Source organism: Lysinibacillus sp. NPDC093190 (genome assembly GCF_050280425.1).
Classification (GTDB): Bacteria; Bacillota; Bacilli; order Bacillales_A; family Planococcaceae; genus Lysinibacillus.
Genome location: NZ_JBNNVG010000002.1, coordinates 167,406 through 192,686, shown reverse-complemented (window position 1 = coordinate 192,686; position 25,281 = coordinate 167,406). Strand labels below are relative to the sequence as shown.

The window sequence follows — 25,281 nt, the reverse complement described above, 5'->3', positions numbered from 1 at the left end:
AGTAGTAAAGGAGAAGAAAATTGTATTCAGCTATTATAATAGGGTTCGGAAAAGCAGGAAGACGTTTCTATAATGTTCTCAAACATATGAATAAAGATAGAGTATTAGTAAATATATTATGTGTAGTTGAACAAGATGAAAATAAGATCCAAGACTTAGATGTTGAATGTTTTTCAAGTTGTGAAAAAGCGTTTGAAAAATATAAAAGCATTGATTTAGTATTCATTTGTAGTAATGAAAAGGACCATTACTCTAATTTTAAAGAAATAAAAAATAATAAACTCGCTTACAAGAGAATTATTACTGAAAAACCTCTTACTAAAAACTTGTCAGAAGCTGAATGGATCTATCAAAACTTTAATATACATGATATAACTTTAAACTTCGTAGAAAGATACAGTCCTATTTGTTCAATATATAAAGATTGGGTAGTTAAAAATCAATTAGAAGCATATAGAGTAATATTTTTCTGGGGTAAAAATAGAATTTACGATTCACGACCTACTATAGGTACCTTTTCAGAGATATCTCATCCAATAGACTTAGTTAGTTATCTATGTGATGGAAGAAATCCAACTAATCGCAGCTACACCATAACCGAATCTATTACTTCACAAAGTGAATTTAACCCATATCAAGGAAATACAATGGACTCTATTAGTGTTAATTATTTAATGGGTGATATTCATGTAACAGGTCACAGTTCCTTTATATGGGACGAAAGAAATAGAAAAATATTAATTTATCTTAAGGATAAAAAAAATAATATTTTCTTATGTAAATTAGTATTTGATAACCCCAATTGGGACTCTGATATCTTATCTATTTATAAAATAGATAAAGAGGGGAAAAAAATGGAGTATGAATACTCTGTAAAAAGAGAAGATTTAGACGAGGAAATCTATGGATTAAATAAAATCTATAAGTTTATCAATGAGAATATCAATAGCTTAAGTCAAAAAAATATTAGTGAGAATCTAGCTTATTGTGACCAAGCTATATTCATCCAGAAGATATTAGAAGATTTAAAACCCTTGGTAAATACAGAAAATCATGAAAAGGATGTTGTGTTCTAATGAACGTTGGTCTTATTGGCTCAGGGATGATTGGTAAAGGCATTGGTTTAAATTTAATAAAAAACGGATTTAAACTACATGTATATCAAAATATTAGCAAAAAAAACACTCAAGAGTTAGAAGATTTTGGAGCTAAAATCCATAAAACATTATCCACAATAGCTTCAGATTGTTCGGTTATTATACTTTGTCTCCCAAACTCAAGCATTGTTGAAGGAATTATTATGGGGGAGGGGGGACTTTATAGCAATTTATCTCAACATTCTGTAATTGTCGATTGCTCTACATCTGATCCAAGTTCAACCAGGAAATTGTATGAGCACTTAAAGGAGAAGAATATTCACCTTCTTGATGCCCCTGTAACTAGAGGACCAAAAGAAGCAATGGAGGGACGACTTAACACATTAGTTGGTGGCGAGAAAGAGGTATTTGTCAGGTATAAAGACTTATTATCTACATTTAGCGAAAATGTAATTTTTATAGGTGATTCTGGCAGGGCTCATGAGATTAAATTGGCTAATAATTTTATTAGCATGGGGTTTACAGCAATAGTAATTCTTACAATAACTGAAATGGTAAAAAAGGGGCAAGACTTAGAAAAACTAGATCAGGTAATGCGGCTAGGTTCTAACTATGTTAGTAGCCTTCCTCTTATGATTGATTGGATAAATAATAATGAGAATGAAGTTTTACAGTTCTCTATAAAAAATGCTTACAAAGATATGAACTATTTCCAAAAATGGATTAAAGAAGATGCGAATGATACAAGTGAAATTGTTGAGTCAATCGTAAATACATTTTATGAAGCGAGTCAATATTTTCCTAATGAAGAAAATCTACCTATGCTATTTAATTTTTTTACAAAGGAGAATTTATAATGATTACTTATGAGCTTAGTTCAAACAAAATTGAGTTAGAAGATTTTATGAAAATCGTGAAAAATGAAAAGGTACAAATTTCAGTTTCAGATGATGTTAAAAATAATGTCATGGCATCAAGAAAGTTACTCGAAAAATTTGTTGAAGAACAAAGAATTATTTACGGTGTAAACACAAGTATGGGCGGTTTCGTTAATTTCTTAGTCCCTATAGAAAAGGCAGAAGAGTTACAAAATAATTTACTAGCATCTGTTGCATCTAATGTTGGGGAATATTTTGATGATACAACTGTTCGAGCTACTATGATAACAAGATTAATATCTTTATCAAAAGGAGCTTCAGCCATTTCAATCGAGAATTTTAACATTCTTTTAGAAATGATAAATAAAAATGTTCTCCCTCGTATTCCACAAAAGGGATCATTAGGAGCAAGTGGAGATCTTGGACCATTAGCATTTATTGCCCTTGTAGCTACTGGAAAATGGAAAGCAAAATATAATGGAGAAGTTATGAGTGGAAACGACGCTATGAGAGCTGCAGGAATTTCGCCTATGACTCTTAGTTTCAAAGAAGGTTTGGCATTAATTAATGGTACTTCAGCTATGACTGGTTTAGGAATAACTATTTGGCACGATGCAACTAAACTGTTAAACAGATATGAATATGTCTCTGCTTTATCTTTTGAAGCCTTAGGAACAAAATTAAAGCCTTTTGATCCAAAAGTTCACTACAGAAAACTTCATCAAGGTCAAAGAAAATGCGCTGAGAACATATATGAAATCTTAAATGAGAGTAAGTTAATTGTTCATGAAGAGAACGTTGAATCAGAGATTCAGAAAAGTAATGACAATACTGTCATGGAATTAGATAAGCAAATTGAAGATGCCTATTCATTACGTTGTACTCCTCAAATTCTTGGTCCGATTTACGACACTCTAGATTTCATCAAGGAAATTTTGACTAATGAATTAAATTCTAGTAGTGACAATCCATTGATAATTCCAGAAGAGGAAGAAGTATTCCATAATGGACATTTCCACGGACAATATATTTCTATGGCAATGGATTATCTTTCTATTTGTTTAACTACAATTTCTAATTTATCAGATAGAAGAATTGATAGATTTATGGATAAAAGTAGTAGCAATGGTCTTCCTGCGTTCTTATGTAAAGAAAATCCAGGTTTAAGACTAGGCTTAATGGGTGGACAGTTTATGAGTACATCAATTACTGCCGAAAATAGATCTCTCTGCACACCTTTATCGATTCAGACAATAACATCCACAGGCGATTTCCAAGATATAGTTTCGTTTGGCTTAATTGCTGGAAGAAGAAGTAAAGAAATTCTACAGAATGCTAGATATATTATTGCGTTTGAATTACTTTGTGCATGTCAAGCGATTGACATTAGAGGGAATGCAGGAATCTCATCTAAAACAAAACCTATGTATGATTCTGTTAGAAATATCATCCCTTATCTGTCTAAGGATGTTAGTATTACACCGTATATTGAAGAATTGACACAACTTTTAAAGTAATTCGTTAGTTTAAACATATTTGAAAATGTAAAAAGCGAACTAACATATTCCGGAAAAGAAGAGTGTGTTAGTTTGTTTTATATACCTAAGGAGGCTTAATATGCATAGAAAAAAATGTATTTTGTTCTGTGGGAACGGTATGAGTTCTGAGATATTGAAAGACTTAAAAGACGAATATAGACTTCTAATGATTTCTGAATTCAAAAATGATGTTGGCTTGAATTATTTAGATGACTTTATATATGCAGATTCTAAAAACCCGGAGGCTGCTCTTGAAGCTGCTAAACAATTTAAAGCTAATGGTTATGATTTTGATGCAGTACTTAGTCTATGTTGGGATTCTTCAGTATCAGTTGCTAGAATAGCACATTATTTTAACCTAATTGGTATATCAGAAAATGTGGCTATTGATGCTAGTAATAAAGCCATTAGGTCGGGAATTTTCGAAAAAAACAATATTGCAGCTCCAAAATATAGGCAAGTAAATTCATTGCAAGAATTAAAAATAGCAGTAAAAGAAATTGTTTATCCTATTGTATTAAAACCTTTAGAACTTTCTTCTTCAAAGGGTGTAATCAGAGTAAATGAACCAAATGAATTATACACGGCATATCAATATTGTATGAAATACATAAAAGATAAAGAATCATCATTAATTGTTAATGAATTTATCAAAGGGACTGAGTATAGCCTTGAAGGTTTAATGATTAACAATAAATTGCATACTACCGGTATTTCACAAAGAGTATTCCATTATGAAAAGTATAAACCAAATTTTGTTGAAAGTGGAGATATACTCCCTGCTGGTATATCAGAAAAATTATCTATTGAATGTTCTAGAATTACCGAAAGTGCCGCAGCTGCACTTGGTATAGAAAATAGTGTTGTTAAAGCAGATTTAATAATAACTGATGATAACCGTATATTCATATTTGAATTAACTCCTCGTTTAGGTGGACCTAGATTTGGAACAGAAATGATTCCTTTGCACAACGGAACAAATATTTTAAAGGCAGCGATAAAACAAGCATTAGGAGAAGAAGTAGATTTAAACGATTTAAAACCAAAATTTAATAAAGGAGTTGTTAACAGGTCCATATTCCCTGAACCAGGTATTATTAATTCAATAGAAGGATTAGATAAAATAAAAACCTTACCAGGTTATTATGATTATAAATGGTGGGGAATTGAACCTCTCGAAATTGGAAGTGAAATTAAAAATCCTGAAAATGGATGTGGTGGTGTGGGATATTTAATTATCACTGGAGAAGATCGGGAGACGGCGATAAAAAATGCAGATTTAATTGAGGGAAAATTGGTAATTAAAACAAAAAAAGGGGCTGTAACCATTGGATAAACTATTTGAAGGCTGGTACGAATCAAATAGACTAAAAATTTCGGATAATTTCATGCGATATTTAAGTATAGACACAAGTAGTCCTAATGAATATAGAGCTTTTGACTTTTTAAAAGAGTACTTGTCTTCAATTAATTTTGAAATTGAAAAACAGTGTTTTCATCCTAATACTTATACTCATGAATTATTCACACCACATAAACACTCTAATACAGATAGCTCAAGTTATAATTTAAAAGCTATAAATAACGATAAAATTGATCAACAAAAATCTCAATCAAAAGTTTTATTCAACATTCATATCGATGTAGTACCTAATTCAAACTCTTTTCCAGAGGGATTTTCCCCAATTATTAAAAATAATTATTTATATGGTAGGGGAGCTTGTGATACTAAAAATAATTTAATTATGTTAGTAGAAGCTATTCGTTTCTTAAAGGAGAATAATATTCCAATTAATAAACAAATCGAAATGGATTTAGTTATAGAAGAAGAAATAACAGGTAATGGGACACTTTCTTCAAATTTACATGGAATAGATGCTGATGTGATAATAGTAATGGAACCTACTAATTTACAGCTATTTAGAGGGCACAGAGGTGTAATTACCGCTGAAATAGAAGTAACTGGTAAGCCTGTTCATATGGGAAGTGATGTAACTGGGGTAAATGCCATTGAAGGAATATACGATGTTATTAAGGGCCTGAAGGTCTTTGAGCAAGAAATGCTTGAAGAAGCTAGACTTCACGATGGTTTTAACTGTTGGGATAAACCTCTTCAAATTAATGTTGGTAAAATAGAGGGAGGCCAATGGGCTGGATCAGTTCCTGAAAACTGTAAGATACTTGCTAATGTTGGATTTACTGATAAATATACTTTACATGAAATTCAAGAAAAAATTAGAAAAATTTGTACAAATACAAAAAACAATTGGGTAAATAATAATATCTCAATTACATTCAACGAACTGAAAAACGCTGCATATTTAACGAATGAAAATGATTCGTATTTAAACGAATTTCTTGAAATTATTAATTCTAATAAATCAAAACCACAGCATAAAACGTATGGTTGGAGAGTAAGTTGTGATGCTCATTATTACCATACACTAGCTAAGAAACCTACCCTGATTTTTGGTAGTGGGGACCTTAGTGATGCTCACTCTTCACATGAAAAAGTTGATTTAGAAGAATTTAAACAGGGCGTCAAAATCTTAGCTAAATATTTAGCTTATTAATAAAACGGGGGTAATCACGTGAAAAATGTTGCTATAATTAATCATTTCGGAAAGAAAAAAGTTGACTATATAAAAGCTTTAAAAGGTATAGATGCCAAATATGAATTTTTTACTAATAAGGGCTATGTAGAACAGTTTGAGAATGATTTCTCAGTAATTCATAGCTACGAAGATTATAAAGAAGATGAAAATATCTATTATGATTTAATCAGAATGCACAGAGAAGATAAATTTGATGCCATTATTGCTACTAGTGAATTTGATATAGAGAAAGTAGCAGAGATAAGAGATTTTCTCCAAATCCCTGGACAGACATATAAAAGTGGAATGATATTTCGGAATAAACTGAATATGAAAAACTCTTTAAAAGGAATCGTTAATTTACCTGAATTTTCTGAAGTTAATAGTATAGTCGACGTTATTAAATTTATTGATGAAAATGGTCTTCCCGTTGTAATTAAGCCTCAAGCAGATGCAGGATCAAAGGGATTAAACTTGATTTTTTCTGATAAAGATCTTAGAAACTTCTTCAGAAAAGGTCTAACTCCAGGCCTCATGATAGAAAAGTACATTAAAGGTGATATGTACCATGTAGATGGGCTCTATAAGGATGGTCAACTCATGTTATCAATTCCTTCAATGTATGTTAATGGCTGTTTAGCCTTTGAAGATGATGAGTTTCTTGGTTCACTAGTAATTCAAAAAGATAATCCACTTAGAGAACGTTTAAATAATGAAGTGAAAAAAGTAATAGACCATTTGCCAACTCCTAAGCATACCATTGCATTTCATGCAGAGTTTTTCGTAGATTCAGATCAAAATATTACCTTCTGTGAGATTGGATCTAGAGTAGGTGGAGCAATGGTTGTAGAATCAATAAAATATATTACGGGTATAAATATTTTAGAAAAAAGTGTTCGTGCGGAACTTTCTGATATTAGCATAGATTTAAGCGCAATGGAATCATCAAATTTGTCCGCTTGGATATTAATCCCTCCAAAAGAGGGTATTTTAAAGGACATATCTATTTCAACGGAATCTTGGATAGAGGATGTACTTTTCAAAGAGGAATTTATCGGTAAGAATTTTAATGGAGCATCTACAAGTGTAGATTTTGTGATTTCTTATTTAATTAGTGGTAAAACAGAAGGTGAGTTGATAGAGCGAATGAATTCTCTTTACAAATGGCAATGTGAAAACATGATTTGGGAAACAAAACAAATAACAGGAAAGAGCTAATTAAGGCTCTTTAAAGACCTTACCTTCCAGTTTATTTGGGAGGCGGCCAAGTACCAGCGTAGCTGACGTAAATAATTGGTAAAAAACACAAAACATTAACCATACAAAATATATTTAATTATTCGTAGTCGGAAAATTTTATTACAAAATAATTTCATAAGTATAAGTGTTGACGTTATAGCATTTCTCATATAAACGAGTGCCGTCTCCATAATACGATTTCATGGATTCCAATGAGCGTCAAAACCCTTGTATATTGAAGTGACCCCTAAAAGTTAGAGTTTTTATTATGCAGTTAATTGGCTGGCTTGAGTTCGGTATTTTCCGGGCTCATGCCGGCCAATTTTTGTTTAATTCGATCGTTATTATAGTAATCGATATACTTCTCTATTTTCTTCTTTAACGCTTCATAGGAGATTAATTCTTCTCCGTAATACATTTCTTGTTTGAGTAAGCCAAAAAAGTTCTCCATGGCCGCATTGTCTGCACAGGTTGTTTTACGAGACATGCTTTGGAAAATCTTGTTTCGCTTTAATGTTATCACCCATAAACGATGTTGATAGTGCCAGCCCTGGTCCGAGTGAATCGTTGTACGGTATCCTTCATGTTCTTCATAAATCGCTTTTATTTCCGCTTTTAAATCGTCATCTGGATCTGGTCGATTCATACGTTTTACTAAATCATAGTACGTACTTCGTGGAATGCCAGCGAGTTTTACAAGTGCTTTCACCGGATATTTATGCCTTAACTCATAGACTACTGAGCTTTGTCCTGTTTGGTGATTTTTCCTTGTGTTGAACTAAGGCATTCAACTTTTTTAAATACTCGTTTTCCATTTCAAGTTGTTTGATTCGTTCTTCAAGTTCTTCGACAGACCCTGGTGCTTGTTTTGTTTGTTTCCCTACTTCTTTTTTCATCGTTGGATGCCCCTTTTTCTTTGACTGAAGAGCATCTATACCATGTGTTTCAAGTTGTTTTTTCCAAACAGTAAATAGTAGAAGGGGCAGGTATATTAAAAATAGCTGCCGTTTCGTTTAAAGATGTACCGTATTCAGTCATGAAATTTAGTACATCTATTTTAAACTCTTGTGTGTAAGTTGTACATCGTTTAATAAAAGCATCTACCCCATTATGTTCAAATTGTTTCACCCATTTAAGGATTGCTTTATTATCAGTTTCCAAAGAGTTTAGCTATATCATAGGAACTTCCATTTCCGCTTAAGTAACGCTCAACAGCTTGTAATTTATTTTCGGCAGTATATTTGACCATAGAAAAACTGCACCTCCAATTGTTAGATGGTGTCTAACAATGGGGGCGCAGTTCATATCAAGGATTTTTTATTTTTCCTAATGACATATAATTTTATTGAGTATCAATCAATAGCATTTAAATAGGTATTTTTGTTAGAACTGTTCATTAAGTGATTTTTAATGCGCAAACCAAAAATGTATTTTGTTATTCCTTGTCGAATGATAGCTTCTTTGTTTCACCTTTTACTATTCATGGCCAAATCACTTTTGTTCAAATGAGTATGGGAATCGCGAGGTATTCCATTGATGGAGTGACTCAAGAAGAGCTTCTCAAACATGCTGATATCGCTATGTATAAAGCGAAAGAATTAGGGGGAAATAATCATCGATTTTTTGATGACAAGATGAATGAACTTGTTATCAAAAAGGACCAAATAGAGCGGATGATGCAGCTAACACTAGAGAGAAATGAATTTAACGTTAATTATCAACCACAGATAGAAACAGCTAATGGACTGTATGGGAATTTGAAGTTCATTATTGTGAGTATGTCTTGTAAAGGCACGCACGCTGATAATTCCCCAATTGAAACTGCAACTTCAAACAGACTAATCAAGCTATATCAGCACTTAGTAGAACACGAAGATTGGATTGCAGCTCAAGAATTAGCTGTGTTGTTGAATTGCTCAGTCAATACAGTTCGAAAAGATTTAATAGAGCTTACTTCTTTCCTTCCAGGGAATTGGCTAATTGAGACTCAACGAGGAAAAGTAATCGCTCTCTTCTTCAACCGATTTAAAATGAATTCGTTTCCCTTTTAAGTGATTCTTCACTCCTTTTGCTCCAGCAGATATGCGCTCAAAAGTTTCTGTACTACCTGCTTCTTGAAATATCTTCACCCATTGTTTCAATTGAGTACTACTTCGAATACCATATTGATTCGCAAGTGTTCGATAGCTTCCTTCTCCATTTAAATAAGCACGTACTACTTTTACTTTAAATTCAGTTGAATATACTTTATTTGTTCTGCTCATAGAAAAACACCTCCCCGTTGATTTGATAAAGTACAATACCCGTTTTTCAACGAAAGGTGTTTTTATTTGTCTCATTTTTTTAGGTCAGTGCGGACATGTAATTGACTATAATTATAGTCAATTACATTGTCTACCTAAAGGGGATAGTATCAGAGTACCTGGTCTTTTTTTATTTCCAAAAATTTAATCTTGCTAAAAAGCAAACGTTTGTTCTAATATGTATACAAACAAGTGTTCTTGCGTATGATAGGTAAAGGGGGAAATCATTTGTGCCAATAATAAATAACTGTAGTAGGAGATATTTCGGTTCAAATTGGATATAAAAGGTTTAAAAGTCCGGATGCGATTCAATTTATGGAAGTTGATCCTTTACCGGTAGGGACATAGATAGAAATTGGAAGTCTAGATATAGTGATTAGCCAATTTTAAAAATTGCGAGAGGTAATGGGAGGAAACTACGATGAGAGGACAACTGATTAAAGCTATGCAGCACAAACAATTAGTGAACATGATGTATGCAGCAAAAGATGGTTCCATAACAAAAAGGCGTGTAAAAGTCATTAAAATTGTTGGTGATTCATTTCAAGCATTTTGTTTTACAAGACATGCAAAACGTACTTTTTTGATCAGTAACGTTCTAGCCGTTATGCCTTTTGTTAGTAAGGGGCGTGAAGTTGTATGAATTATAAGAGTATGCCCAATAGACCTATTATGTGTATCGATATGAAATGCTTTTACGCCAGTATCGTAGCGATGTTACATGGGCTAGATGTTTTAAAAACTCCCGTTGCAGTAGTAGCAAATTTTGACCAACCAGGTAGCGTAGTGCTTGCTGCATCTCCCTTAATGAAAGAAAAATTTAGTATCAAAACTGGTAGTCGACGTTATGAAATACCTAAACATCCTGACATTAGATTGTTTGAGCCTAAAATGAGTTTCTTTATTCAAATGTCGATGACGATTACAAAATTGATCTCTAATTATGTCCCAGTTGATGCTATACATGTGTATAGTGTAGACGAAAGTTTTGTTGATTTAACTGGCACTGAAAAGCTTTGGGGTTCATCTGAAGAAGCGGCTAAGGAAATACAAAAGGCTATTCTTGACCAATTTAATATACCTAGTGCAGTAGGTATGGGACCAAATATGTTAATAGCCAAATTAGCTTTAGACCTTGAAGCAAAGAAAACGGGCTTTGCTAAATGGACGTATGAAGATATTCCAAAAAAATTATGGCCAGTTCGACCCCTTTCTGAAATGTGGGGAATCGGTAAACAGATGGAAGCAAATTTAAATGCTATGGGGATACAAACAGTCGGTGGTTTGGCTAATACAGATTTAAAAGAACTAGAAAAGCGCTTTGGTGTGATGGGCAATCAACTCTATTACCATGCATGGGGAATCGATTTATCCAAATTAGGGGAGCCGTTAATAACAAACGGAGCTTTAAGTTTTGGGAAGGGCCAAATGCTGATGAAGGATTACCATACACGTAAAGAAATCTCTGTAGTGCTCCTTGAAATGTGTGAGGATGTAATGAAGCGAACGCGGGATGCAGGTTATGTTGGTCGTACAATTAGTATGAGTCTTTCTTATAGTCGAAATGCTATGACCAAAGGATTCCATCGGTCTAAAACGATTGCAGTACCAACAAGCGAAACACTTGTGATGTATAAAACTTGTATTGAATTACTAGACGAACACTTTGCAGGAGAGCCTGCACGTCAGTTATCAGTTAGAATATCCAACCTGGAAAGAGAGCATAGTATCCAATTAGACTTATTCGATGATCGTAAGCCACAGCGTCGAATAATCGGTCCTACAATGGATGCAATACGCAACAGGTTTGGAGCTACCTCAATATTAAGAGCCGTTTCTTTCACAAAAGCTGGTACAGCTATTAATCGAGATCGCTTAGTTGGCGGTCATTTGGCATAGGAGTGATTTATTTATGATACAAGACAGAGGTAATATTAAATGGGCATCGTTGATGTTGCCGGAGCATTTAGAGCTTCTTAGAGAGTATAAACAAGAGCGTATAGAACAGCCAAGAGAATTGACTGAGTGGGAACTGGAAGAACTACAAAAAACAATTGATCAAGCTTTTAATCAGCAATTGGACATAAAATTAGAAGTGTGGAAGGACTACAAAATCACACAATGGGCTGGAATAATTAAATCGATTAATACTAATGAACTCATACTTGAAACACTACTTAGCACGAAAAGTATTCCAATCCAAAGTATTCAATCGGCCCAACTGGATGCTGATTACTATGATTAAACCCGATGAAAGACAGTTACTTCATAAGTATCTTTTGTTAGAGCTAGCAGTTAAATCATTGCAGGTTGACTATTGTAAATTAGAGCAATTTAAAATGAAAACGGTATTTCTGCCAATGATGGATTCATTGCTAAAGGATCTAAGACAAGAATATTTTAACCTCAAACGAGAACTTGCACAAAAACGTATACGAGTAGTAGGTTGGCAACCAGTAGATGAATACTTTAGTGACGTGCAAGTTGCCACTGCAGGTAATGATGTAGTACTGCGCTATGCAAATCAAGCTCTTAAATCACAGGTGGAAAAGTTGTTGATTAATCATATAAGTGTAGCTTTAGAATAAAGATTGATTAAAAAATTTCCTTTAACCTTTATTTATTAGCAAATGCAAAGACACTCCATTTTGAAAAAAAATTGATCAAAATGGAGTTAATCGTTCTAACTAAGTATGAGATTTTTATAAAGAATTTGATCAATTAAATGAGTCTTATTCAAGCACGCCGTTAGTAAAAGAACTTCATTACCAATCAGGTCCGTCATTATTATCAGCCACTTTAAGATAAAATGATTGGGATTTAGATTACAACTGCCCCATAGAAAATTGATTTTACCTCTTCTCGTACTGATTCTGTAGTATCTTTATTTGCTAAGATATAGTTCACCCTAATATCATTTTTAGAATTAACTACAAGCATCATACGAAAAACATAGCCTTTCTCTGTTAATTTTTTGCTTACATATTCAAAAAAGCCACCTTCTTGATACAATTGGGATTGAATTTCCTCTACATCTTTTAATTTCTTTTCGTTTTCAAATTTTATTTCAGTACTACTTTTTGAAGGGGGTGTTCAGATACCTTTCCTTTTGTTGAGGAATTATTGATAAATAGAAAGGTTACAACGAATAAAATTACAATGGTTCTGATTAAAGTGATTTTACCCGTTCTCATTATGGACACTTCCTTTTTTACATTTAATATATGACTGCGTAAAGGGTTTAAACACTTAATCTATTCAACCCCGTTAGTTTTAAAAAAAGATGCCGAGTTGACTAATCTATTATTTGACCGTTGGCATCTAATATTTTAATTTCATAAGAGTCATTGTAAGATACTGAATTTAGTTCTTTAGAGTGTAAGATTTTAGTCTCTTCGATTTTCAATGATAGCTTATACTCATCTTTATCAGAACTTTTTATTGATGTATGAATGATAATGGATTTATGGTAGTTAGTGCTGATATTTATAACTACCTCATAATCTTTTTAGAGCCGATTTCAAATATTTATTGCCTTTCTTCATAGCGGAGGATTTCCTTTTTCCTGCACTTTCTGTAGATTTGAAATAAAGTCACGACGTTTATAAATAAGTTGCAAAGCTTTACCCCTTTAGTTATTTTTAGCCAAACCGGTGTTTTATGTCGAAAAGAAGAAGGTGAGAAAGGTAATAATAAAAGTACTTTTGTATAAGGCGTTTTCATAGAGTATTGATACTAACAAAAAAATTCATGAAATAAAAAGGTAGACAAAAATTTAAACAGGTGATAGTATTTCTTTATTCTTAAAAACAGAAGGGAGATTAGACTTTTATGCTAAAACTTATTATCGCAAATTAAATTCCAATGAATTTAATAGGAGGGTTATTCTATAATTTTTTTGAAAATTATAGGTTTATTTGCGATGCCCTTTTGCGATAACTAAGAGAAGCGATATAATGGTCTAATCTATATAAGTAGATTAATAAATTTATGTAATCCAACTAAAGGCAAGCACTAGCTTTAGTCTGGTTAATTTTATTTTTTTGCGTATAAAAAGACTTTATGAGTTTATTCTCATAAAGTCTTTTTCTGTTTTTAGGAGGTGATAATTCCCATAAGTACAAGTAATGCACCAAAGTGATTGAAGCAAAAATTGGAGGGAATTTAGATGGAAAAATATGAATTAGTAAGTAATTATCGTAATATTGAAAGTTTGAAGGAGAGTTTTAATGCCTTAGCAATGAAGACATTTGAATTAGATTTCCGAGGCTGGTACAACAGAGGGTATTGGAATGACAAATATATACCGTATTCATTTGTTGATGAAGGTAAGGTTATCTCAAATGCTTCAGTTAATAAAATGTCAATAATTATTGATGGTAAAATGTATAAAGGGATTCAAATTGGTACAGTAATGACTGATGAAAAATATCGCAATAAAGGTTTAGCTAAGCAATTAATGCAGTACATTATGAAAGAATACGAAAATACTTATGATTTCATGTATCTTTTTGCGAATGATACTGTATTGGATTTTTACCCGAAGTTTGGCTTTACACGTCTAAATGAAAGTGAGTTTAGCTTAGACCTAGCAAATAGCACAATTCAAATGAAGATGGATGCGAAAGTAAAACAGCTTACTCTTGAAAATGATCTTGCATTACTTGAAAAGTTTGCGAAAAATCGCCATGTTAACTCAAGGATTTTAGATGTTGAGCATAATGAAAGTTTATTAATGTTTTATTTCACATTAGTATTTCATGAAGCCATCTTCTATGTGGAAGATTTAGAAACGATTGTGCTAATGGAGGAAGAAGAAGATACTCTGCATATTTTCGATATCATTTCGTTAAATGCACCAGATGTTGAAGCTGTATTAGCAAGCATTGTGAAGGAAACAACGAAAAAAGTGGTATTTTATTTCACACCTGATTTAACAATCGAGGGCATGACAGCAACCATTATGCCAAATGATGATGATGCTTTATTCGTCTTAACGAAAGAGTCATTGTTGAAGGATAACTTTATGTTCCCGTTAACATCACATTGTTAATTGAAGTAAAATATCCATACTGGAGTTAGTATTGATACAGCTTGCGTTTCAGGCTTTTGTACCGAACATAGTACTTATCACAGGAAATCTCGAAAAACTTAAAAGCTCTTGGAGAGGTAGAAAAGGATGTGGTACTAACTTAAAAGAGTTAGTGCCTTATCTTTATAAGCCTCTCTATAGAATCTTGTCTTTAATTTGAAGATCAACAGAAGAAAATAATCAAACTTTTTTATAAAAATTGAACAATACTTCGCAAAGAAAGAATCCATTTTGATCAATCTTTTTTTTAAAACATATTCTTTTTATTTATCATAAAAAATGGACTTGGTAGGTGCTTTTAATCAAACTTTCTAAAAACCAAACCAACACTTTCATTTCCATGCGATAACGGCTAACTGACCTGCATCGGTGCCGCTGCCGCTACGCTTTCGCGCAAAAAATATCTGTTGCTGCCGCTGCGTTAGCACTACGCTTTCGCACAAAAAACATTTGCAGGCCTAAGCACAAAGCCGATTCTGGACGCAATTATGCCGAGACATAATTGATACAAATGTGTGTAGAATATCAAATTTGCATGCAAGGAATCGTATGCCATTTGAGTTGAAAGTTATTTTATATATTTGTCATCTCGAATGCTTACTATAAGTGGAAATAAAAAAGGTAGCATTAAATAATTAATATACAAATAAGCTGTGAAGAGATTTTTCTTTATAGCTTATTTGTATTTAAACATGAATACATATAGTTACTATTTGTTTGTAGTGTTTATTCATGATTCAAAAAAGAGAAATAAAATCGTACCTAACAGCTTTTCTATTAAGTTCTAGAAGATTACATCCACTTTTGAAGAAACGATAGTTCATTCTAATAATCTTAAAAATCAGATTATTGTTGCAACACGAAAAATTTCGTGATAGTATTAATAAAACGTTTTACTAAAACGTTTTATTAAAGAAGGGAATGAAAAAATTGAGAAATAAACGAATTGCAACGATTGGTGATGCAATGGTCGTTTTTAATCCGTCTAAAACAGGTCCTCTACGATTCGTTCCTTCTTTTGAGCGAGCGGTGGGTGGTGCAGAATTAAATTTTGCGATAGGTATTACACGTTTAGATATGGAAGCAAAATGGATTAGTTGTATTGGAGACGATGAATTTGGCAAGTTGATTTACAACTTTGCCCGTGGTGAAGGGATTGATGTATCACATGTAATACAAACACCATATATACCAACTTCTATTTACTTCAAGGAAATTAGAGAAGGCGGTGCAGGTAAATCGTTTTATTACCGCAATCCATCACCTTTACTTGAGTTAACAGAAGATCGTTTAGATGAGTCAGTACTGGATGATGTGGATTTATTACATATTAGCGGTGTGTATTTAGCAGTGTGTGAACATAACATTAATGTTGCATTGAAATTGATTGGTTTAGCACAAGCAAAAAATATTCCTATATCCTTTGATCCGAATTTACGATTAAAGTTATGGACTATAGAAGATGCCCGTGCAGTATACGAAAAAGTATACCCATCAATCAATCTCCTTCTAGCAGGACAGGACGAATTTGAACTTTTATTTGAAGGGCGTACAGTCAAAGACGTTCAAGAGAGTTACAAAATAGGTGAAATTATTATTAAAAAAGGCGAACATGGAGCCTCAGTTTATACAACTACTGAACAGTATGATCAAGAAGCATTCTCCATTCATGCGATCGATACCGTTGGAGCGGGAGATGCGTTTGACTCAGCTTATGTATATAGCTATTTAAATGGTTATGATATTCCGGAACGGCTGCGTTTGGCAAATGGTGCGGGTGCACTTGTGGCAACGATTAAAGGAGATAATGAGGGGCTTCCGTCATTACGAGAATTAAAGCAATTTATTGGCGATGAAAAACTAATTGAGCGTTAGGAGTTGTCAGGAATGCAAAAAATCGAAATTTTGAAAGCGTTATCAAATGCAAAAGTTGTAGCTGTTGTTCGAGGAAATTCACCTGAAGAAGCGACAGAAATTTCAAAAGGTGCAATTACAGGTGGCATTCGAGCAATTGAAATAACGTATACTACGCCTTTTGTAGAAGAAACATTTAAAGCATTACGTAATTGTGATGCATTAATTGGTGCTGGGACGGTATTGGATGTTGAGACTGCGCGCCACGCGATTTTAAACGGTGCAAAGTTTGTTGTTAGTCCAAGCTACAATGCTGCCATTGCAACGATTTGTAATCGCTATAGCATACCGTATTTACCAGGTTGTATGACGATTACAGAGATGGTGACAGCTCTTGAAGGTGGAAGTGACATTATTAAATTATTCCCGGGAAATCAATTTGAACCAAACTTTATTAAGACCGTTAAAGGGCCATTACCACATGTAACGATTATGCCTACAGGCGGTGTTGGTTTAGCTAATATGAACGAATGGTTAGAAGCGGGGGCGATCGCGGTTGGTATTGGTAGTGATTTAAATAAAGCATATGCAAAAGATGGTTATGCAGGCGTTGTTGAACGTGCAAAGGCATATATAGAAAATTTATCAAACTAGGAGGTAATTAATATGAATATGACGTTTAGATGGTATGGTCGTGGCAATGATACAGTGACATTGGAAGATGTGAAGCAAATTCCGAATGTGAAAGGAATTGTATGGGCTTTACATCACCTACCAGCCGGAGAAGTATGGACAAAAGAAGCCATTCAAAATGAAATTAATTATATTCAATCTTTCGGATTCCATACAGATGTTGTGGAAAGTGTTAACGTACATGAAGATATTAAATTAGGACTGCAGACTCGTGATAAATATATAGAGAACTATAAGCAATCGATTCGTAATCTTGGTGAGGTTGGTGTGAAAGTAATTTGTTATAATTTCATGCCAGTATTCGATTGGACGCGTACAGACTTATTCCATCCATTAGAAGATGGCTCAACGGCCCTTTATTTCGATAAGGAAAAAGTAATGAATTTAGATCCTCAAGAACTTGTGAATGAAGTAAGTGCTTCTTCGGATTTAACGCTTCCAGGATGGGAACCAGAACGATTAGCTCGACTTTCAGAATTATTCGAGCAGTACAAAGAAGTAGATGAAATCAAACTTTGGGAGAACTTAGCTTACTTCTTACAAGCAATTTTACCAGTAGCAGAAGAATCAGGTATTCAAATGGCGATTCACCCGGATGATCCACCGTATTCAATCTTTGGTTTGCCAAGAATTATTACGGGAGCAGAAAGCTATGAAAAATTAATCAGAATTTCAGATTCAATGGCTAATGGTTTTACGTTCTGCTCAGGTTCAATGGGTGCGGACCCACAAAATGATATGGTAGCTATTGCTGGAAAATATGCATACCGTGCTCCGTTCGCCCATATTAGAAATGTAAAAATTTCGGAGAATGGTAGTTTCTTTGAAACTTCACATTTTACATCGGATGGTTCAATAGATATTAAAAATATTGTGCGTACATTAAATGAGCAAAACTTTGAAGGCTATGTACGTCCAGATCATGGTCGTCATATTTGGGGAGAACAGTGTCGTCCAGGTTACGGCTTATATGACCGAGCACTTGGCATTATGTATTTAAACGGTCTTTGGGATGCTTATGAAAATCTAAAGAAATAGGTGAAGTGTATGAAAGCATTACAAGTAAACAAACCTTTTGAAATGGCTTTAATTGATGTAGCAGAACCAGTGATAACAAAGCAATCAGATGTCCTTGTCCAAACAGAATATGTTGGCATTTGCGGCTCTGATATGCATATTTATCACGGCTCGAATCCATTAGCGACTTTACCTCGTGTACCAGGGCATGAAGTTGTTGGACGTGTGTTAGACATTGGCCAAGGGGTTCAAGGATTAAAAATTGGCGACAAAGTCGTTGTCGAACCAATCCGTTATTGTGGTGAATGTTATGCTTGCCGCAAAGGACAACCAAATGTCTGCGAAAAATTATCTGTTTTTGGTGTGCATGAAGATGGCGGTATGCGTGAGCGTTTTGTTGTTTCTGAAAAGCAACTACATAAAGTAGCAGACCACACATCTCTTGAAGAGGCAGTTTTAATCGAGCCGTATACAATTGGTGCACAAGCAGTATACCGCGGTGAATTGCAAGCTGGTGAGACGCTATTAATTCAAGGAGCAGGACCGATTGGCATCTGTATTTTAAAGATGGCTAAATTAATGGATGCTCGTGTTATGATCTCTGATTTAGATGCCTCTAAACTTTCTTATGCAAAAGAACTTGGTGCAGATGAAGTTATAAATGTGAAAGAACAAGATTTATTAGAAGCTGTTGGTAGATGGACAGATGGAGAAGGTGTCAATGTATCAATTGATGCGGTATGTATTCCGCTAACATTTAAACAATCTATTGATGCAGCTTCAGTTGCTGGAAGAGTGGTTGTACTTAGTTTTGCGGAAGAAGCAATTGAACTCGCCCCACTGCCCATTACGAAAAAGGAATTGTCGATAAAAGGATCACGTTTGCAAACGTTCCAATTTGAAAACGTAGTAAAGCTTGTCGATGCTGGAAAGCTACAGCAACAAGGTTTAATTTCACATACTTTCTCATTATATGAAGCAAAAGAAGCTTTTCAATTTATCGAGAAAAATCCAAACGAAGTACGCAAAGTCATTTTAAAAGTAGGTGAGTAAGGTGCATGAAGCATTACAAAATAAAGTAGCTGTTGTGACAGGTGGTAGTGGTGTTCTTTGTTCTGAGATGGCAAAGGAGTTAGCAAAGCAAGGAATGCGAGTTGCTATTTTAAATCGTACAGCCCAAAAAGGAGAAGCAGTCGTCCAATCGATTAAAGAAAATGGTGGAGAAGCGATTAATTTTCCCGTTGATGTTTTGAATAAGGAGTCATTAATAGCAGCAAGACAAGCAATTTTACAGCAATATGGTCAAATTGATGTGCTTATTAATGGAGCGGGGGGCAATCATCCAGATGCCATTACTGCTGATGAAGTATATAAAGAAGAATCTATTACACCAAATTTCTTTGAATTAACGCCAAGCGGTTTTGAAAGCGTATTCTCGAATAATTTTACAGGAACATTTTTAGCCGTCCAAGTTTTTGGTGAAGCATTGCTGAAAACGAAGGGGACGATTATTAATATTTCATCCATGAGTTCCTATGCACCTATGACAAAAGTGCCTGCATATAGTGCGGCAAAGGCAGCGATTAATAACTTTACACAATGGATGGCTGTTCATTTTGCAGAAGCGGGTTTACGTGTTAATGCTATTGCACCTGGATTTTTTATTACCGAACAAAACCGGAATCTGTTGCTTACAGAAGATGGCTCATTAACAGCACGTTCAGAAAAAATCATTACAGCTACACCACAAAAACGTTTTGGAAAACCAAAAGATTTATTAGGAACATTATTATTTTTAGCTGATGATACATACTCAGCATTCGTCACTGGTGTAACGATTCCTGTAGATGGTGGATTTATGGCCTACTCAGGGGTTTAACGAAGAGAAATTATTTCAAATATTAGGGGTGAAATATATGAAACAACAAGGTATTTTTGGGGATGGCAAAACTGTTGTTATTATTATGTTGTTTTTAGCTGGTGTCATTAACTATTTAGACCGTTCGGCATTATCGATTGCGGCACCATTTATTCAAGCAGATATTCATCTAACTTCGACACAATTAGGAATTATCTTTAGTAGTTTCTCTGTTGGATATGCGATATTTAATTTTTTAGGTGGGATGGCATCCGATAGATTTGGTGCAAAGTTAACCCTATTTGTAGCGATGATTGTATGGTCTTTATTCAGTGGAGCAATGGTATTAGTCGTTGGATTCGCTTCATTGATTATTGTTCGTATCGTCTTTGGTATGGCGGAAGGGCCATTATCATCAACCATTAATAAAATGGTGAATAACTGGTTTCCGGCAGATAAACGTGCATCTGTAGTAGGGCTAGCCAATAGTGGTACGCCACTTGGTGGAGCCATTGCAGGTCCAATTGTTGGTTATATTGCATTAGCATATGGCTGGAAATATTCATTTATTGCGATTATGATCCTCGGATTTATTTGGGCAGTTGTATGGTTTAAAGTAGTAAAAGAAAAACCGAAAAACGTGGACATTAAAGAACCAATAGCCAACTTAGAAATGGCAGCAGATGATATTAATCATAGTCGTGGACTATCTTACTATTTAAAACAATCAACAGTATTATTTACGGCCTTTGCGTTTTTTGCCTATAACTATATCCTATTCTTTTTCTTAACTTGGTTCCCAAGCTATTTAGTAGACGCTCGTGGTATGGACGTTAAAGATATGAGTATCGTCACTGTTATTCCGTGGATTTTAGGATTCTTAGGCTTAGCATTGAGTGGAATTGTATCGGATTTCATTTATAAACGCTTTATGAGTAAGGGTGTTTTATTCTCTCGTAAAGTCGTGCTAGTTACATGTTTATTCTTAGCAGCTGTATCCATTGGCTGTGCAGGTATTGTAACAACAACAGTTAGTGCTGTTGCGCTTGTTGCTACCTCTGTTTTCTTCTTATATTTAACAGGTGCTATTTACTGGGCAATTATTAATGACGTTGTGGAATCAAAATATGTTGGATCTGTTGGTGGCTTTATGCATTTCCTGGCAAACACAGCTGGTATTATTGGGCCAACTTTAACAGGTTTCCTAGTAGATAAAACAGGAACGTTCTCTGCAGCATTCTTACTTGCAGGTGGTTTAGCAGTCATCGCTTCATTAGCAGTTATTAAATTCGTTAAGCCAATCGTTCATAAAGAAATAGCTTAGAAATAGAAAGGGTGGATTAAAATGAACAATCAATCAGTTATTAAAATTCATCCGATGGACAATGTTGCCATAGCCTTGAGTGATCTTCCTCAAGGCTTTTTATTTCCATTGGATGGGACAGAAATAACTTTACAGCAACAAGTACGACGTGGGCATAAGATTGCCATCACTACTCTTTCTAATGATGAACATATCATGAAATACGGGTTCCCAATCGGTCATGCAACAGAAGAAATTCCAGCAGGTAGTTGGGTTCACTCACATAATATGAAAACCAATTTATCGGGTGAATTAAGCTATGAATTTAAACCGAAAACACATTCCGTAGCTAAACCTCGTCACGCACAACGCACGTTTAAGGGCTATCGTAGAAAAGATGGACAGGTCGGTGTACGAAATGAAATCTGGCTTATTAATACGGTCGGGTGCATTAACAAAGTAGCTGAAAACTTGGCAAAGCTAGGCAATCAATTATTGAACGCTGACAATTTTGACGGAGTACAACATTTTGCTCATCCATATGGTTGTTCTCAACTCGGCGATGATTTAAAGTATACACAAAAAATCTTAGCTAATTTAATTCACCACCCAAATGCAGGGGCAGTCATTGTATTAGGGCTAGGGTGTGAGAATAATTATATTGATTTGTTTAAGAAAACAATCGGTCATTATGATGAACATCGCGTAGCGTTTTTAAATATTCAAGAGTCGGCAGATGAAATGGAAGAGGGTCAACGATTGCTTGAAAAAGCATTTGAATATGCGACGACATTTGAACGACAAGAGTTATCCATTTCGGAGTTGAAAATCGGATTGAAATGTGGCGGTAGTGATGGTTTCTCTGGCATTACAGCTAATCCAATGATTGGAGTATTTTCTGACCAGTTGATTTCGGCGGGTGGAGCAACAGTGTTGACGGAAGTTCCAGAAATGTTTGGTGCTGAACAGATTTTAATGGAACGTGCAAAAGATGCATCTGTTTTTGAGGATATCGTGCATTTAGTAAATGACTTTAAACAGTATTTTATTAAATATAACCAACCTGTCTATGAAAACCCATCTCCAGGAAACAAAGAAGGTGGTATTACAACATTGGAAGAAAAATCACTTGGCTGTATTCAAAAAGGGGGATTCCAAGAAGTAAAAGAAGTGCTTGATTATGGCGACCGTATGTCAACAAAGGGGCTACATTTACTAAATGGCCCAGGTAATGATCTAGTATCAACAACGGCTCTTGCCTCAACAGGTTGCCAAATTGTTCTTTTCTCAACAGGGAGGGGAACGCCATTTGGAGGGCCAACACCAACAGTCAAAATTTCAACAAATACACCACTTTATGAACGCAAAAAAAATTGGATTGACTTTAACGCAGGGCAATTAGTGGAAGGTAAACCGATAGATGTATTAGTCGATGAATTTATGGATTATATTTTAGCGCTAGCTTCAGGAGAAGTACAAACGAATAATGAAAAATATGGATTTAAAGAAATCGCTATTTTTAAAGATGGCGTTACGATGTAGGAGAGAAATAAGATGAAGCATCCTATTAAAATTATGCAAATAGGTGACGGAAATTTTATGAGAGGCTTTTTTGACTTGGCAGTTGAAAAACTACAAGTCCCTTTTAGCATCGTTTCAGTCGCTGCAACAGAAAGAGGAAAAACGGTAAAGCAGTTAGAAGAACAACAGTTGCAATTTACAGTGAAGGAACGTGGGTTAAAAGATGGTGAGGTTGTAGAAGAAGAAACTATCGTTAAAGCTATTCAAGATACCATTAATCCATATAAAAACTGGCATGGATTCTTACAATATGCACAATCGGAAACACTAGAAATGATTGTTTCTAATACGACTGAGGCAGGAATTTATTACGAGAATATCCCTTATCCTACTGCCTGTCCAACAAGCTATGCAGCAAAATTAACGGTATTCCTAAAACATTATTACGATCATTTTCAAGGTGAAAAACAATTGGCCATCGTACCACTTGAATTGATTGAACAAAATGGTAAAGCATTAAAAAATATATGTCTGCAACATGCCAAGGACTGGGCTTTCCCTACAGCATTTCTTGAATGGCTTGCTACTTTAGCCTTTTGTAATACACTAGTAGACCGTATCGTAACGGGTTATCCGCTAGATTATAAGGGTAAAGATGCCTTATATACAGTTTGTGAACCCTATTTTTTATTTGTGATTGATCAGATAGAACCTTTTAAACATTGGCCAACAAGTCTTGAATTACCTTTTATCTTTGGTGATTTAGACATGTATCGCAAACGCAAGGTCGCCATTTTAAATGGTAGTCACATTTTACTTTCTGCATTTGGCAAGATTTATAACTATAAAACTGTGAGAGAAGCATTTTCTAATGCGGGTATTCGAGCCTTTATTGAAAAAGTAACAAATGATTTTACACAACGATTCCAAGTAGATGAAGACTATCAGCAAGATGTTTTTGAACGTTTTTTAAATCCATTTATCGAGCATCACTTATATGACATTCAATTAAATGAGTTATCAAAGTGGCAAGCACGTATTGCACCATATGCTGAAACGGAAATATATTATCAAGCTTTAGCAATAGGTATATTTGCAATGAATCCAACACGTTTTTCCATGCGTGAATCAGATGATGTTATTGAAAAATTGACAGATATTCATGAACAATTTGAGCAAGGACAAGCAGAGAAAATGCAACAATTTATCGAGCAATATTTCCAATGTGATGCAATAGAGGTTATTAAACAATTATCAACAATCAATAGATTATTGGAGGAAATAGCATGCGACAATTGATAATTAATGAACCGTTTCAAATGATACAACATGAGGTAGACAAGCCAAGTATTGAAAAAGGACATGATGTTCTATTAAAGATCACACATATTGGCATATGTGGAACAGATACACATGCTTTTGCAGGTGAACAGCCATTCTTTAGCTACCCACGTGTTTTAGGCCATGAACTGGCAGCTATTGTGGAAGAAGTCGGAGAAGCAGTTAAAGATATTCAAGTAGGGGATCGAGCAACAGTTATTCCGTACATCTATTGTGGCGAGTGTGTTGCATGTCGTCGAGGTCAAACGAACTGCTGTAAATCACTGAAAGTATTAGGCGTACATATGGATGGTGGTATGGGTGAGTATATCGTAGTCGATGAAAGTATTGTGATTACTAATAACGCAGTGTCAGGCGATCAATTAGCCATTGTTGAACCTATAGCTATCGGTGCTCACGCAGTACGTCGTTCAGAGCTAACAGAGAATGATACGGTACTTGTTATTGGTGCAGGTCCAATCGGGTTAGGAGCGGCACGCTTTGCTAAATTACGTGGAGCAAAAACGATTTTAATGGACTTGAATGAGGAACGTTTAAAAGAAGGTCAGGGATGGTCGAAAGCGGATGACGTGATTGTTGTAAATAATGAAGTAATGGCTCAGCTTCATGAAAAATTTAATGGTGAATTGCCAACAGTTGTATTTGATGCAACAGGCAATCAACAATCAATGGAATCTTCGTTCCAGTACGTAGAAAATAGCGGAACATTAGTGTTTATTGGCTTAATGAAGAAGACGATTACATTTAACGATCCTGAATTTCATTCAAAAGAGTTAACATTAAAAAGTAGTCGTAATGCAACATTAGAAGATTTTAAGACAGTCATGGACTATATGCAATCAGGAGACATAAAGAAAGGCTATGTAACGAAAAAAATCGCATTTGATGAAGCGATTTCTTACTTTGAGACAAAACAATACAACACGAATAAAGCACAAATCTATTTTAAGTAA

23 protein-coding genes and 1 pseudogene are annotated in these 25,281 nt (G+C 34.5%); 21 read left to right on the top strand and 3 right to left on the bottom strand.

The annotated features are described in order from the left end of the window. Nucleotides 1-20: 20 nt before the first annotated feature. The 6 genes from ACQKOF_RS02930 (at nucleotide 21) to ACQKOF_RS02905 (ending at nucleotide 7,325) form a co-directional block, all read left to right on the top strand. Nucleotides 21-1,076: a Gfo/Idh/MocA family oxidoreductase gene (locus ACQKOF_RS02930; RefSeq protein WP_427553535.1), complete on the top strand. Its 1,056-nt coding sequence runs from the start codon at nucleotides 21-23 to the stop codon at nucleotides 1,074-1,076. Next, entirely contained in the window at nucleotides 1,076-1,954 is an 879-nt protein-coding gene (locus ACQKOF_RS02925) for an NAD(P)-dependent oxidoreductase (RefSeq protein ID WP_427553532.1), read from the top strand. The genes ACQKOF_RS02930 and ACQKOF_RS02925 overlap by 1 nt, the downstream gene beginning before the upstream one ends. After that, nucleotides 1,954-3,492, top strand: a complete 1,539-nt coding sequence (locus ACQKOF_RS02920; RefSeq protein WP_427553529.1) for a phenylalanine aminomutase (D-beta-phenylalanine forming) — start codon at nucleotides 1,954-1,956, stop codon at nucleotides 3,490-3,492. Before ACQKOF_RS02925 ends, ACQKOF_RS02920 begins: the two co-directional genes overlap by 1 nt. Before the next feature lie 100 nt (nucleotides 3,493-3,592). Beyond that, on the top strand, nucleotides 3,593-4,849 hold the full coding sequence (locus tag ACQKOF_RS02915) for an ATP-grasp domain-containing protein (protein ID WP_427553526.1): 1,257 nt from the start codon (nucleotides 3,593-3,595) through the stop codon (nucleotides 4,847-4,849). After that, the gene (locus tag ACQKOF_RS02910; protein ID WP_427553524.1) at nucleotides 4,842-6,086 is read left to right on the top strand and encodes a M20 family metallopeptidase; all 1,245 of its coding nucleotides are present in this window, start codon (nucleotides 4,842-4,844) and stop codon (nucleotides 6,084-6,086) included. Before ACQKOF_RS02915 ends, ACQKOF_RS02910 begins: the two co-directional genes overlap by 8 nt. A gap of 18 nt (nucleotides 6,087-6,104) precedes the next feature. Beyond that, on the top strand, nucleotides 6,105-7,325 hold the full coding sequence (locus ACQKOF_RS02905; protein ID WP_427553522.1) for an ATP-grasp domain-containing protein: 1,221 nt from the start codon (nucleotides 6,105-6,107) through the stop codon (nucleotides 7,323-7,325). A 295-nt stretch (nucleotides 7,326-7,620) separates the two neighbouring features. On the opposite strand, the pseudogene ACQKOF_RS02900 reads toward ACQKOF_RS02905, so the two are convergent. Beyond that, a pseudogene (locus ACQKOF_RS02900) lies at nucleotides 7,621-8,595 on the bottom strand (helix-turn-helix domain-containing protein). Nucleotides 8,596-8,746: 151 nt separating this feature from the next. Between ACQKOF_RS02900 and ACQKOF_RS02895 the strand changes: the two are divergent. After that, entirely contained in the window at nucleotides 8,747-9,397 is a 651-nt protein-coding gene (locus tag ACQKOF_RS02895; RefSeq protein WP_427553519.1) for a helix-turn-helix domain-containing protein, read from the top strand. Here the strand turns inward: ACQKOF_RS02895 and ACQKOF_RS02890 are convergent. Continuing rightward, complete coding sequence (locus ACQKOF_RS02890; protein WP_427553517.1) at nucleotides 9,323-9,610, bottom strand: transposase; 288 nt, start codon at nucleotides 9,608-9,610, stop codon at nucleotides 9,323-9,325. The two genes, ACQKOF_RS02895 and ACQKOF_RS02890, sit on opposite strands and share 75 nt — an antisense overlap. A 460-nt stretch (nucleotides 9,611-10,070) precedes the next feature. Between ACQKOF_RS02890 and ACQKOF_RS02885 the strand changes: the two genes are divergently transcribed. From ACQKOF_RS02885 to ACQKOF_RS02870, 4 genes are read left to right on the top strand one after another with little or no spacing between them, the layout of a single operon-like run. Beyond that, nucleotides 10,071-10,292, top strand: coding sequence for a transcriptional regulator (locus ACQKOF_RS02885; protein WP_427553515.1), 222 nt, complete (start codon nucleotides 10,071-10,073; stop codon nucleotides 10,290-10,292). Next, nucleotides 10,289-11,548 (top strand): DNA polymerase thumb domain-containing protein, encoded by a 1,260-nt coding sequence (locus tag ACQKOF_RS02880; RefSeq protein WP_427553512.1) that lies wholly within the window; start codon nucleotides 10,289-10,291, stop codon nucleotides 11,546-11,548. The genes ACQKOF_RS02885 and ACQKOF_RS02880 overlap by 4 nt, the downstream gene beginning before the upstream one ends. 13 nt (nucleotides 11,549-11,561) lie before the next feature. Beyond that, nucleotides 11,562-11,894, top strand: a complete 333-nt coding sequence (locus ACQKOF_RS02875) for a YolD-like family protein (RefSeq protein WP_427553509.1) — start codon at nucleotides 11,562-11,564, stop codon at nucleotides 11,892-11,894. Beyond that, nucleotides 11,887-12,237: a hypothetical protein gene (locus ACQKOF_RS02870; RefSeq protein WP_053597260.1), complete on the top strand. Its 351-nt coding sequence runs from the start codon at nucleotides 11,887-11,889 to the stop codon at nucleotides 12,235-12,237. The genes ACQKOF_RS02875 and ACQKOF_RS02870 overlap by 8 nt, the downstream gene beginning before the upstream one ends. Before the next feature lie 232 nt (nucleotides 12,238-12,469). Here ACQKOF_RS02870 and ACQKOF_RS02865 read toward each other — a convergent pair whose 3' ends face one another. After that, a complete protein-coding gene (locus ACQKOF_RS02865) occupies nucleotides 12,470-12,661 on the bottom strand; it encodes a hypothetical protein (RefSeq protein ID WP_427553506.1) in 192 nt (63 codons plus the stop codon). 1,156 nt (nucleotides 12,662-13,817) lie between these two features. Between ACQKOF_RS02865 and ACQKOF_RS02860 the strand changes: the two genes are divergently transcribed. The 10 genes from ACQKOF_RS02860 to ACQKOF_RS02815 all read left to right on the top strand — a co-directional run bounded on the left by ACQKOF_RS02860 (nucleotide 13,818) and on the right by ACQKOF_RS02815 (nucleotide 25,281). After that, nucleotides 13,818-14,702 (top strand): GNAT family N-acetyltransferase, encoded by an 885-nt coding sequence (locus tag ACQKOF_RS02860; protein ID WP_427553503.1) that lies wholly within the window; start codon nucleotides 13,818-13,820, stop codon nucleotides 14,700-14,702. A gap of 969 nt (nucleotides 14,703-15,671) precedes the next feature. Then, nucleotides 15,672-16,616, top strand: coding sequence for a sugar kinase (locus ACQKOF_RS02855; RefSeq protein WP_427553500.1), 945 nt, complete (start codon nucleotides 15,672-15,674; stop codon nucleotides 16,614-16,616). A gap of 12 nt (nucleotides 16,617-16,628) precedes the next feature. After that, nucleotides 16,629-17,249, top strand: coding sequence for a bifunctional 2-keto-4-hydroxyglutarate aldolase/2-keto-3-deoxy-6-phosphogluconate aldolase (locus ACQKOF_RS02850; RefSeq protein ID WP_427553497.1), 621 nt, complete (start codon nucleotides 16,629-16,631; stop codon nucleotides 17,247-17,249). Nucleotides 17,250-17,261: 12 nt separating this feature from the next. Beyond that, nucleotides 17,262-18,326 carry a mannonate dehydratase gene (gene uxuA, locus ACQKOF_RS02845; protein WP_427553495.1) on the top strand — a complete coding sequence of 355 codons (1,065 nt, stop codon included), beginning with the start codon at nucleotides 17,262-17,264 and terminating at the stop codon, nucleotides 18,324-18,326. A gap of 9 nt (nucleotides 18,327-18,335) precedes the next feature. After that, on the top strand, nucleotides 18,336-19,358 hold the full coding sequence (locus tag ACQKOF_RS02840) for a zinc-binding alcohol dehydrogenase family protein (RefSeq protein ID WP_427553492.1): 1,023 nt from the start codon (nucleotides 18,336-18,338) through the stop codon (nucleotides 19,356-19,358). Next, complete coding sequence (locus tag ACQKOF_RS02835) at nucleotides 19,351-20,184, top strand: SDR family oxidoreductase (RefSeq protein WP_427553489.1); 834 nt, start codon at nucleotides 19,351-19,353, stop codon at nucleotides 20,182-20,184. The genes ACQKOF_RS02840 and ACQKOF_RS02835 overlap by 8 nt, the downstream gene beginning before the upstream one ends. 37 nt (nucleotides 20,185-20,221) lie before the next feature. Further along, nucleotides 20,222-21,487, top strand: coding sequence for an MFS transporter (locus ACQKOF_RS02830; protein ID WP_427553487.1), 1,266 nt, complete (start codon nucleotides 20,222-20,224; stop codon nucleotides 21,485-21,487). A 21-nt stretch (nucleotides 21,488-21,508) separates the two neighbouring features. After that, entirely contained in the window at nucleotides 21,509-23,008 is a 1,500-nt protein-coding gene (locus ACQKOF_RS02825; RefSeq protein WP_427553485.1) for a UxaA family hydrolase, read from the top strand. Nucleotides 23,009-23,020: 12 nt separating this feature from the next. Next, nucleotides 23,021-24,286, top strand: coding sequence for a hypothetical protein (locus ACQKOF_RS02820; protein WP_427553483.1), 1,266 nt, complete (start codon nucleotides 23,021-23,023; stop codon nucleotides 24,284-24,286). Next, the gene (locus ACQKOF_RS02815; protein ID WP_427553481.1) at nucleotides 24,274-25,281 is read left to right on the top strand and encodes a zinc-binding alcohol dehydrogenase family protein; all 1,008 of its coding nucleotides are present in this window, start codon (nucleotides 24,274-24,276) and stop codon (nucleotides 25,279-25,281) included. The genes ACQKOF_RS02820 and ACQKOF_RS02815 overlap by 13 nt, the downstream gene beginning before the upstream one ends.